Below are 12,409 nucleotides of genomic sequence, written 5' to 3'. Positions count from 1 at the left end.
TTTTATGTTGAATATGATAGGCGGATTGATTGCCTATCAACTGAAAGAAACTAAGCCACAACTCAATATTACGAATGCTGAGTTTGGCGCTATTGTTGTTATGGCTTAAACCGATCTCAGGTTAATTAATTTGGTTACTGCAAGAATGTAGGTAATATTATCATTCTCGAATGAATTAACCCGATAGGTAATCTAAATGGATTTTTTACTCGTCGTTGCACAAATATTTGGCTCGCCATTCCTTGACGCTACAAAATCAGCTAAACAAGATAAAACCTTATTGTGGATGATGATAATTGGCGGCACACTATTTAGCGCATTTGGCTTAACGCTCTATTACCTTGCGCAACATAGTTAATGCCTAGCGACTATTTACAATACAGTCCTGAACGCTTTGGCCTGCTTACGCTTTTGATACAAGGGGACAATTTGCACGGCAAACACCGAACACACAATCATAACGATGCCAGCAAATGACAACACATCAATATCGGCACCGGCAAATACCCCGCTCCACCAACCAAGATTGACCACTACTTCTGTCGCAGTAAAACTCAATACCGGTGTTAATGCCAACATGGCACTGACTTGTGCCGTGGGCCAATATTGCATTGCTTGACCAAAACAGCCATACGCAATCAAAGTATTGGCGCCGCAAAAAAGTACTATCCACCATTGATCGAGCGTCATCGCTTCAAACTGACTAAAGTCACTAAATGGCGCCATAAGCACAATGCCTAATGCGTAAATAAATAACAGTACATTACTGGGTGACAGTCGTTGGCTCACCGACTTTTGTAACAAAGCATAGCTGGTCCACGACATCACCGAAAACTGCACAATCATAATCCCAACCAACACTTGATGATCACTTGCTTGATTTAAATCGAGCTGCGGATGGAAAAACATCAGCATGCCCAGTCCAAGCGTGGCAAAACAACTTAACTGAAATGCATTAAAACGCTCTTTGAAAAACAACACCCCACCAAATGCCAAGAAAAAAGGCGCAGTTTGGAAGTTAAGCTGTGCAGTGCCTGGAGCTAGATATCCCAACGAATAAACAAACGACACGTAATTGCACATCAACAGCACGCCAGCGAGCACCAATTTCAACCATACTAATGAAGGTAAACCGACAAATTGACGTAATGCACCTAAGCGCCATTGAATTAATAAGGTCACGACTAACGCCATGACAAACCGAAACCAGGTCAGAGTAACTGGTGTAATGAATCCACCTGATAGCTTTAATGCTATAGGCAAAATACCCCAGAAAAATACTGCTATAGAAACAAATATCAGTCCTAAACGGGCATTCGCGCTTTCTTGTTCACTGTTCACGTTGGTTTATCCATCACATCATTAAGGCGTGAATTCTGCCTGAATAACCCAATAAAGTCTTTATCAAGAAAGGTTAACCTTACCCTTGATTGTTCGCATAACAAAAAAGCCTATTTCAACCCCTCCTTTTATCGTGCAAACGCTTTGAATGCAGGTAAAATAGCCGCCATAAAAACCTATGTACCCTACTACCTAAGGAACACTCGCATGAATCTTGCCGATTCCGTTCTTGCCGTGAACAATGATTTACCTATCCGTACCGACAAGCCTGTCCACAGTGGCAAAGTACGCAGTGTTTACTGGTTAACCGACACAGACAGTCGCCGCTTAATCCGCGACAAAGGTTACGATGTACCTGAAGATACTCCGCTAGCAATTATGGTGATCAGCGACAGGATCTCGGCGTTCGATTGTATTTTTCATGGCGAAGGTAACTTGCAGGGTATTCCAGGTAAAGGCGCTGCACTGAATGCGATTTCAAATCATTGGTTTGGTTTATTCGCCGAAAATGGTTTAGCTGACAGCCATATTCTAGATATTCCGCACCCTTTTGTATGGATAGTGCAAAAAGCCCGCCCAATTAAAGTAGAAGCGATTTGTCGCCAATACATTACCGGATCAATGTGGCGTGCTTATTCAAAAGGCGAACGGGTATTTTGCGGTATCACCTTGCCAGAAGGGTTAAGCAAAGATCAAAAACTGCCAGAGTTACTGATCACCCCGTCAACCAAAGGTATCTTAACCGGCATCCCGGGCGTGCCTGCGCAAGATGACGTTAACATTAGCCGTAGCGATATTGAAGCTAACTACCAAGCCTTTGGATTTGAAAAACCACAGGATATCGACTTGTATGAAACCTTGTTAAAGCAAGGCTTTAAAGTGATCTCAGATGCGCTAGCAAAGCTTGATCAAGTGTTTGTCGATACTAAATTTGAGTTTGGCTACGTCAATGACAAAAATGGTCAATCAAAACTGATTTACATGGATGAAGTCGGCACACCTGATTCATCACGTATTTGGGACGGAGCCGCTTATCGTGATGGCAAGATTGTTGAAAACTCAAAAGAAGGCTTCCGCCAGTTCTTACTGAATCATTTTGACGATGCCGACATTTTGCTAAACAAAGACAGAATGCCAGAGCGTGAAGCGCTTGCTCGTGACAATGACTTACCATTAGACGCAATGATGAATGTATCGCGCACTTATATTGGTGTTGCAGAAAAAGTCACAGGTTCAAACATTCCATTACCAGCAAACCCAAAAGCGGACATTATTAAAGTGCTACGTGAGCAGTATGATTTGATCGTGTAACGTTCACTCTATATTCAAAAAAAGGATGACCCAATGGTCATCCTTTTTTATTGGTGCTTAAACAGTCAATAAAAATTAACTGCGACGGCGTAAACCTAGTGCACCTAATAACATCAACGCAAAGTAACCTAAGCTACCACCATCGCTGTTTTGAACAGGCTCTGGTGTTGGTGTAGGAGTTGGTGTTACTGGCGCAGGGTAGCTTAATGCAATGATGACAGGATCATGATCAGAAGCAGAGAATGGCCCCTCTGACTTAATCAGATCACCAGTGTACTTGCTGCCATATTCAAATAAGTTAGATTCAACAGAATTGATATGCCAGTCATCAATACCGACCAATTTAGCCGCTAGACTTTCATTGGCTAACGCATGGTCTAAGTTACCTAACTCACCGTTGTAGCTGTATGAGTAAGTATCTGCACCATGTGCTTGAGTATTTAGGTTAATTAAACCATACCCTTTTTCGATAACACTACCTGAACGCTCATACACTTTACCGTTTAAGGTAGTCCAAGATGCGGTGCGGATAACATGATCTGTGGTTGATGCATCATAGTCAGTTAATACGGCTACAGGGTCTTCTTTGCCATAAGCATTTAAGTCACCAATAACTAATAAATCACCTTCCACATCTTTTAGCGACTCACCGAGTACTTTAGCTGCTGATACACGGAAAGAGTTACACTTTCCTTGTAAATCCGCTGGCTCACCGTTTTCGTTAAATTCAGCCCAGTCTTCAATACAGCCTGAACCTTTCGATTTTAAGTGGTTAACCACAACAGTTAACTTTTCATCGTTAATGCTAAAGGTTTGCACTAAGCTATGACGTTGGAACTTTTCATAACTCGGGCTTTGCTCAACAACGCCATCTTTCTCACGGGTTTGCGCACCTTCTGCAGCATGTTGTTCTGGCGTCGCAATCACTTTTGCCGCGCCGTCTAATGTAATACGGGCTGGGCGATATAACATGCCAACTGTAATCGCATCACTGCCGATGAATTTGTCTTCATACTTATCAGCATCTTCAATTTCAACAAAGCGATACGCTTGATCATCAGTTAATTCTGCGTTCAGTGCATCAACAAGGTTTTGAATGGCACTTAACTCGCCAAAACCATTGTTAGCAATTTCCATTAAACCAACTACATCAGCATTCATGGCTACTAGTGCGTTCACAATTTTAGTGCGTTGCAATACCATTTCATTTTCAAGTACCGCACCACGATTGCTGTTTGATGGGTTAGCATCGCCACCCACTACGTCATTGAAGAAGTTCAACACGTTAAAGCTCGCCACACGAATATCGCCCATTTCAGCAACTGTTGGTGCTTCGGTACGATCGTTTACACGGATAAAGTCACCCGCAGTAATCGTATTAGTCGCTAAGATGCGATATGAGTTATAGCTATAACCGATCACACCTTCAAGGTTAGTTAATTGGTCACCTACACGGATATAACCTGTTTCAGCATTAAAATCTGGAAAGTAAGGCACTTCGCCATTTTTAGCCTTGTAATCAGATTCAACAAATAACTGGTTTATTGTGTTAGCTTTAGCCAACGCAATAGAATCTGCTGAGTTTGGCGTAAATACTTGAGTTGGTTTCATCAATGGTGCTTTATGCGACAACACCATATTGTTACGGTAGCTTGCATAGTCAAAGCTAAAGGTACGAGTGACTTTCATTTCACTACCCGCATCCAGCTTCACTTTCATGCCTTCAACGCGCTCTAATGCTTGCGCTAGCGTTTCGCCATCAGCAACATAAAACTCTACTGCGGCAGGTGCGTCACCTAATACGCCAACTTCAAGTTTTTGGTCGTCTTTAAGGTTAATCTGAGTTGAGCCGTAAGACTCGTTTACTTTACCCTGCACACACACTTCAGTGCCTGGTTGAATAGTGTCAGGAGCCGCTTCGTTCAAGTAGACAAAAATACCGTCTGAAGTGTAAGGCGAGTTATCACCTTGCATGTCTTGAATAAAGAAACCTTTATATAAGCTGTCACTTGTAGCAGTAACAATCCCTTTTACAGTGACTTCATTGGCCGACTCAAAGCTACCACTGGCAATCAATGGGCTCGAATCACCAGCGCCTTGAATGTCATAAATATTGGTAAGAGTGGCACCATCACAAGTAAATGCGGCTGTATCCGACAAAATCAATGCATCAGCATTAGCCATCATAGGTAATGCTGCGGCAACGGCGAGTGAAACTACCGTTAGTTTAGTTAGTCCTTTCATTTATAAACCCCATATTTTGTAATGTAAATGCTATTTTTTTGTAATATGCGGGGCGATTGTCCCAAAGTTTGTTTACATAAAAAAGAACATTGATCACATTAATGGGGGAAAAAAATTCCATATCTAATTGATTAGCAAGTAATTTTATCTCCATTAGAAAACGATGATAAATAAAATCAAAAATACTTCAATTAAAACAACGCTTATAGGAAAAACAAGACATAGCCACACTTAGGTCCAAAAAGATAAGTTTTGTAACATTTATCTTCAAAAAAACTAAAAAAATACAACATGCTGTTTGATATTTTAACTCATGTCATAAAATCATCTTGAAAATGTAAGGTTTTTATCCAATTATTACGATAACATTAACCGCCAACACTCGTTGTATGTTCAATGCCATGAATAAAAACCAATAAATCACTTAAGGTATGTGAGTTATTGTCGATATGGATCATGACTCGATGTCATGTTGGTCACAACAAAATACTAAAAGCTCATCTAGTATTTGAATTTATTGTATTCACAGGTTTAGGTACTCAAACCATGAAAGAAGTTGATTTCAGAAATATCGATAAACTTTTCATCAAAATGTCCATTAACGATAAATTTTGGGCTATTTTCGGACTGTTCCTAATCATTTTATCAAGTGTATCGATTAGTGGTTACTTTAGTAAAATTGAAAATATTGAACAGCAATCGTTGCATGTTTTAGAACAAAAAACCGCTGCTACGGTCCAAACACTTGATGCGACAAGCAAGCTAGATCAGGCTTCACAATTAGGTTTGCAAGTTTCAGAACGTTCGCAAACCAGTACACGCCAACAAGATACTATTACCGCTGTATATGCATTAGATGGTCAATATTATACATTGAGCGAATCAGTTTCTGGACAAGAAGCCAATGCTAAACAAGCTGCATTAATATCACTATTAATGTCATTCTTATGGATAATACCTTTTGTAGTGGTGATTTACTGGACGGCCACTTTCCTTGGTGGTGCACTTTGGGTGTTATGGGATACCACGGAAAAAATTGCTAAAGGAGATTTAACTTCTCGCTTAGGTTTCCATCCTGGTCGTGATGAATTCGGTACCATTGGTTGCGCACTCGATAAAGCCATGGACACATTGACCGATCTCGTTGTTGCAGTGAAGAAAAGTGCCGATACATTGCAAACAACCTCGAGCTCATTCGCCAATGAAGCAGTACAAAGCGCTGAACAAATTGATTTACAATATGCTTCACTTGACTCGGTTGCTACAGCAATGGAAGAAATGACGGCATCAGCTGCCGAAGTCTCTAATATCGCTCGAAATTCAACTCAACGAGTAGAACAAGATTCGGAGTATACACGTCAGAGTTATGACCGTGCTAAGCGTGCGATTAATGAAATTAAGCAGTTATCGACCTACATTGAACAAACATCAAATTCGGTCAATACCTTAAAAATTAATGCGACTAATATTAATGAAGTGATCACCACCATTAATGCTATTTCAGATCAAACCAACTTACTGGCATTAAATGCAGCAATTGAAGCGGCACGTGCAGGTGAAATGGGTCGTGGTTTTGCGGTGGTTGCTGACGAAGTAAGAACCCTTGCCGGTCGTACACAGGCTGCGACGGTTGAAATTCATAAAATGATTGAATTACTGCAAAGTGAAACGCTCAATATTGACAGCATTACTCAAGATACTGTCAAGCAAGCACAAACCAGTAGCGATCTAATTACTAATATTGGAACCGATATTAATGCCATTTCTGAATCAGCAAATTCAATTATGGACATGAGTTTCCAAATTTCTACATCGTCAGAAGAACAAAGTGCAGTGGCCAATGACATTGCAAAAGAGCTGACGGACATAAGACAGAAATCAAATATTATTAGAGGCTTATCGCAACAGTCTTCAAGTGGTGTTAAAGATCTTGCAAAAGCATCAGCTGATTTGGGTAAAATTCTAAGTCGATACCGTACTAATTAATCTCAGATCAGATTATTAAGTCACCTGTATGCTCATGTGCATATAAGGCCTAAACGAAAAGCGACACGAATTATCATAATGTAGTGTCGCTTTTTCATTTCGTAACCTTCAACCCTCAATTCCATTGATATTTTATCATTTTTGACCATATAACATTCAATCTAAACAGACTTATCGCTTTCAGGCTATTGAGTAAAATGTTGCGTAATTATTGTCCATCACGTTTGATAAAATTAATATTACATAAAAGATACCCGTGAGCCATTATGACTTGCTCTCGCTTAAGTATTTTAATATTTCATAGCACAACTCGTGAAATGTCACTTTCAGACGAAGCTTTTTAAGACCCGCAATAACACAGTAAGTGTTGTTAAAAACGACAAGCTCTTATTGATAAAAGTATTTACACTCTGTATTACGGTTTTCGTTGAAAAAAACGTAACTGTTTATTTGCTTGGTCTGATTATATGATTCAAAAGTCATAAAGTACTCTTTATGAAGCATATTTAAACAATGACTCTACGAGGTACTTATGCAGGAAGACATTACCAAGGCGATAATAGATTGGACTGAAGGTAACCCTAAATCAAAAGACAATTTGTATGTGCTTATTTATGATCACCTTCGCAAATTAGCATCGCGACAAAGGATGAAGGTCTCGAATAAATTTGGTCAACACAGTATTGAAGAACACATAAATTCCACTACCGCCATAGTCCATGAAGTGTATATAAAACTTGAAAATGGTAACGGTGAATACTTTAGTAATCGTAAAGAGTTTTTTTTAATGGTTGCACGTACTGTTCATAATATCTTAGTCGATCAAGCTAGGAAAAATGCAGCCCAAAAACGACAAGTCGAATTAACCACATTTGATAATATACAGGATGAAGCGGCGTTTGAGTTTTCAGAACAAGACCAAAAGATGCTGGATTTAGGCAACGCATTACAGCAAATGGAAACAGAGCACCCAAGGCAAGCACAAAGCATGCAGCTTAAATATTTTGGCGGCCTACTCACCAAAGAGATCTCCGATATTTTATCGATTAGCATTTCAAGTGCAGAAAAAGATATCGCCTTTGCAAAGTCTTGGTTAAAAGTAAGATTACTATCATGAAAACAATCATCTTATCCACCAATTACCAAGGCCAGCAACTCTCTTGTTATTGGAACTCGCTCACTAAAAGCATTGAATTTAATGCCGCGAGTAAAAGCATAAAAATTTTTACCGGTTATGGCTTTATTAGTCGAATCAAAACAGCAAAATTAGAGACGAACCTCATGGTAGAAGTACATTTTAGAAAACTTGCCAAAGAAAAGATTGCCATCATCATGCTAAAAATCCAAGGCGTTATCTTAAAAGCGCAGGCAATAGAAATCAGCACTGGCGGTAAAATTGCGATGTCTTCAATTAAATATCATCAATTAATTGATTAAGTTAATAAACATTAAATACTGTTAACCTTGCCTAAACCGATTAATTGTTATAAAAAGGTAAATTCAAGCTGCTGATTATAAGAATAAAATATCAGTAATTTATTTTTTTAAAGTAGTAGGCAGATAAATGGATTCAACCGCCTTATTTGATCACTTTTCACGTCTTATCGACTTACCCCAAAGTCAACATGCGGCCTACTTTGCCGAGCATATTACTGATGTGTCGCTAGCCAATAAACTCACGCCGATGTTGGCGAGCCATTTTAGTGCCAATGATAAAACCCAATGGCATGAGCTGATCGCCCAACAAGCTCAGCACATCACTGGCGACGAACAGCTGGAACGCTTGCTTGGCACACACTTGGGCGTATATACCTTAAGCCAAATCATTGGTGAAGGCGGCATGGGAATTGTGTTTCTGGCTGAGCGTAACGATGGCATGATGCAACAGCAAGTGGCGATTAAGTTTTTGTTTCCCTCGATTGTTCATGTGGTGGGCTCTCAACTGGTTCATAACCAGGCCCAAATACTCGCCCGATTAAATCACCCTAATATTACCCAGGTGTACGATGCCGGCACCACTGAGTCTGGCTTGCATTATGTAGTGATGGAATATGTTGCCGGCCTGCCCATTGATGCATATTGCCGAGCGCACCAACTCAACTTTATTGAACGGATTCATTTATTTTTAGACGTGTGTGACGCCATCAGTAAAACCCACTTAATCAATATCGCCCACAGCGACATTAAACCGGCTAATATTTTGGTGAACAAAGACGGCGTAGTAAAAATACTCGACTTTGATATTGCCAAAACCTTGCAACACAACGAGCAAGAATCACAGCAAGACAGCGTAAAACGTTACTTACGGGCGCTGAGTCTGGCCTACGCCTCGCCTGAACAATTAACCGGGCAAACATTAACCTTAGCCACCGACCAATATTCGTTAGCCGTATTGCTGTATATGTTACTCAGCGAACAACTGCCGTTTGATATTGAACATAAACACATTGGTCAACTGGTTAGCGACATTCAAGCAGGGGCCACAACGCCGCTGTCGATAAACCCTAAGGTGGTGAGCATTACCCGCTTACAACAATGGGCGATGGTCGATGACCTGCGGCGCATTATTGCCAAAGCCATGTCAGCTCAAGCAAGCGAGCGTTATCCCACGGTGGCCGCCTTTAAGTCTGACATTCATAAAACCTTAAAGCACTTTGCCAGCTCTGTGAATTTTTCACCGCTGCAACGCGGTAAAAAATGGTTAGTGAGAAAACCGCTGCTGGCTGCGGTCTATGTCATGGTCATCGGTGCGGGAATATCCTTTAAGCTGCAAAATGAGCAAGTGTTACAAGAGCGAAATCGCGCCATTGCTGCGCAACAAAAAGCAGAGCAAGAGCAAGTGAATGCCACTGAGGTCGCCAATCAATTAGCCAACATATTCAAACAAGCTGACCCGACCCAAACCCAAGCTAAAGAGCTGACCGCCAAAGACATGCTGGCACAAGGTTATGAAAGCATTCTGGCCTCAACCACCTTAAGCAGCAGCGCCAAATTAGCCTTATTGCAAGTCATTGCCGAAAGCTACACCGGACAAGGCCAGCATCAAGATGCCATCACAGTGCTCACCGGCATCATCAACACGCCAGAATACCTGTTGTACGACATTCAGCACCAACTGCCGTTATCACTGCAACTTATTGACAGCTATCAACGAACGAAACAAAACGTGAAAGCCCTCGCCTTTGTCGACACACTCAAGCAACACATTAGCGCACAGGCTGGCAGCGACCACATCAATAAACTGATCTTACTGGCAGAGCTGGCCTCTATATACTCTTTGAGGTGGACTCAAGGCGCCGAAGGCCTCACCCGAGCCAAGCAAATTATCGACAACATCGACAAGGCTCTGGCGCGCAACACGCTAAGATTAACAACCAAGGAGCGCATAAGCTTTCTTTCGCAAAAAATTAGTTTATTAGATGCATCTCTATTGACAGCATCGCAAGAGCCTGAGGCCATTGACGAACAACATCACCACGACACTCTAAGTAATATTGTGCTGATAGCACAAGAGCTGCTGCCACTCATTCCGGCTCACGACAAGCAATATATTGAAGTTTTAAAGTGGTATACACGAGCAATAACATCCGGTCATATTACCGAGACACCGCGGGCCAGCGAGATACTCATGCAGGCGTTGCCCGATATTATCCAGTTTTACGGTGCGCAGCACCCTTATATCGCAACGGTTTATAATGGGTTGTCGAGGGCATTTGAAAATGAAGGCAACCTGGCCTCGGCCAAGTTATACCGTAATAAGCAGCTTGATTTAATCACATTACATCACGGTGCTGACAGCTTTAACTATGGAGAAAAACTGGAGTCACTGAGCTTTGTTTACGAGCTTGGCGGTGAAATGGCGCAGGCAGATAAATTATTATTGCAAGGCTATCACATTGCTAAACAGCAATTTTATCAGGCAGGCGCAATCAACATCGAGTACATGGATAATTACATTAACTTTGTGCTCTACATGATTTATCACTATGCCAACACCGAGCGAGTTCAAGCGACCAAACCCTATGTCGATGAATTGCACAGCCTGCTGACACACAATAATGCAACCGCATCACTTAATCTTAACATTTATAAGGAGTTCCAGCCGCTGGCGATGATGCAGATCAATCAAGACGATGCCAACATCATCAAGCAATTGGCCCCACAAGAAGACAAGCTATTAGATACTGCATCATATTTAATTACTGCCTACGTTAACACCGAGCAATATCAACGGGCTATTACACTGGCTGAACGCATTAAGCGCATTGTACTAAGCGGTTATGCCTTTTTATATCCAACATTTTATTATCAACAAGTTGGCTTTGACCTAGCCAAAGCCTATGGCAAAAGTGGCGATAATAATAATGCCCAACGCACTCTACAAGAAATGTACGATTACAATGCTAAGTTAAATCCCGCCGCTGACAATTACTGGTTACAACGCATTTTACGCGACGCTAAACGTTATGCCGTTGAGATAAATACCGCATCAACTGAGCACGAGTTAATGGCAGAGACGGACTAATGACAGACTGTTGTAAAATGCTCTGTTACCTCAGATCGTGATAGTAAATGCATATTAAACTTGCGATCTTTTTTTTCCAGAACAATAACCTTATCAGTCGGACAATGGTAACAAACGGTGATGACTTACTTTGAAGGCTAACAGTTATGCCTAATTGTAATGACTTACCATGATATCGAACAAAAAACTCATTTGAGTCACCCTTTCTACCACAGATCATCTCACTAGCTTAAGTTCAAGCTAAGTTAAACCATTCGAATAAATATCCGATTAAACCTTCTTTTTCAACTATCTTTTTAAACCCTCTGATTAAAAAATTTTATAAAATAGTTTTACTGTTTTTATTGGTTATTACGTAGCTGTTGGTTTTAGCATTAAAAAACTATGTTTAATAACCAAAGCTCGGGATAAATACTTACCATATCCAACTCAGCATCTTTATTTTGAATTAACGAGTTTAATAAATTACTGCGGTTCGGCAGTTTATTTTCACTTAATCTTCATTGATACCATCAATAACTAAGAGGTAATACATGCAACACTGTACTAAACCTATTTTTGCCTCAGACAAATTCTGCGAAGATTGTGGTAAAGAAGTGGCAGTAAAAAACCAGCGATCAACCGTTGAAGAAATCTCACCCGATATTCTGACGGAGTTAAAAGTGCGCTATCCCAGATCGTCTATTGTGACGGGGATGATTACCAATTTATATTTATATAAGCGCAAGTATGTCACTAAAGAAAGTCATTTAATATTTTCATTCTGGTATTTAACACTGGTCACTAACCAAGGTGAAACCCTTGAGCTCAGTGTAGATGCAGAAACGACTTTAGGGGCAAACCTTAACAAAGGTGATGTCATTTCATTGCTTCAACCAACCAGGGCCACCGCATGAGTGCTTAACTTTTAACCTAAGCACCAAAACCAGCCTTTAATACCGCCTCAAGCATCGATGTATTCATCATGCATCGCTTTTGTTTTCCAACGATGCTTATCTTCGT

Annotated in this window: 8 protein-coding genes and 2 pseudogenes; 8 read left to right on the top strand and 2 right to left on the bottom strand. The window is 40.8% G+C overall.

Annotated elements, in window-relative coordinates; translation table 11 throughout:
- Window positions 1–109: pseudogene (locus tag H5125_RS20725) on the top strand (IS982 family transposase); the annotation flags it as partial.
- An 87-nt stretch (window positions 110–196) separates the two neighbouring features.
- Window positions 197–358 carry a hypothetical protein gene (locus tag H5125_RS20720; RefSeq protein WP_162024045.1) on the top strand — a complete coding sequence of 54 codons (162 nt, stop codon included), beginning with the start codon at window positions 197–199 and terminating at the stop codon, window positions 356–358.
- 14 nt (window positions 359–372) lie between these two features.
- Here the strand turns inward: H5125_RS20720 and H5125_RS20715 are convergent, their stop codons facing one another.
- Window positions 373–1,341: a DMT family transporter gene (locus H5125_RS20715; protein ID WP_162024046.1), complete on the bottom strand. Its 969-nt coding sequence runs from the start codon at window positions 1,339–1,341 to the stop codon at window positions 373–375.
- Window positions 1,342–1,548: 207 nt separating this feature from the next.
- Between H5125_RS20715 and H5125_RS20710 the strand changes: the two genes are divergently transcribed.
- Window positions 1,549–2,652, top strand: a complete 1,104-nt coding sequence (locus tag H5125_RS20710; RefSeq protein ID WP_182745283.1) for a phosphoribosylaminoimidazolesuccinocarboxamide synthase — start codon at window positions 1,549–1,551, stop codon at window positions 2,650–2,652.
- A gap of 75 nt (window positions 2,653–2,727) precedes the next feature.
- Here H5125_RS20710 and exeM read toward each other — a convergent pair.
- Window positions 2,728–4,806: pseudogene (gene exeM, locus H5125_RS20705) on the bottom strand (extracellular exonuclease ExeM); the annotation flags it as partial.
- Window positions 4,807–5,442: 636 nt separating this feature from the next.
- Here exeM and H5125_RS20700 point away from each other — a divergent pair.
- The 5 genes from H5125_RS20700 (at window position 5,443) to H5125_RS20680 (ending at window position 12,303) form a co-directional block, all read left to right on the top strand.
- Entirely contained in the window at window positions 5,443–6,882 is a 1,440-nt protein-coding gene (locus H5125_RS20700) for a methyl-accepting chemotaxis protein (protein WP_182745282.1), read from the top strand.
- 532 nt (window positions 6,883–7,414) lie between these two features.
- Window positions 7,415–7,999 carry an ECF-type sigma factor gene (locus H5125_RS20695; protein ID WP_182745280.1) on the top strand — a complete coding sequence of 195 codons (585 nt, stop codon included), beginning with the start codon at window positions 7,415–7,417 and terminating at the stop codon, window positions 7,997–7,999.
- Entirely contained in the window at window positions 7,996–8,319 is a 324-nt protein-coding gene (locus H5125_RS20690) for a hypothetical protein (protein WP_182745278.1), read from the top strand. Before H5125_RS20695 ends, H5125_RS20690 begins: the two co-directional genes overlap by 4 nt.
- A 127-nt stretch (window positions 8,320–8,446) precedes the next feature.
- Window positions 8,447–11,407, top strand: a complete 2,961-nt coding sequence (locus tag H5125_RS20685) for a serine/threonine-protein kinase (protein WP_182745276.1) — start codon at window positions 8,447–8,449, stop codon at window positions 11,405–11,407.
- 533 nt (window positions 11,408–11,940) lie between these two features.
- On the top strand, window positions 11,941–12,303 hold the full coding sequence (locus H5125_RS20680) for a hypothetical protein (protein ID WP_182745274.1): 363 nt from the start codon (window positions 11,941–11,943) through the stop codon (window positions 12,301–12,303).
- Window positions 12,304–12,409: the final 106 nt, after the last annotated feature.

It is taken from the genome of Shewanella sp. SR44-4 (assembly GCF_014163715.1).
Lineage (GTDB): Bacteria > Pseudomonadota > Gammaproteobacteria > Enterobacterales > Shewanellaceae > Shewanella.
Note: the sequence above shows the minus strand (reverse complement) of the source record. Positions and strands in the feature narration are given on the sequence as shown.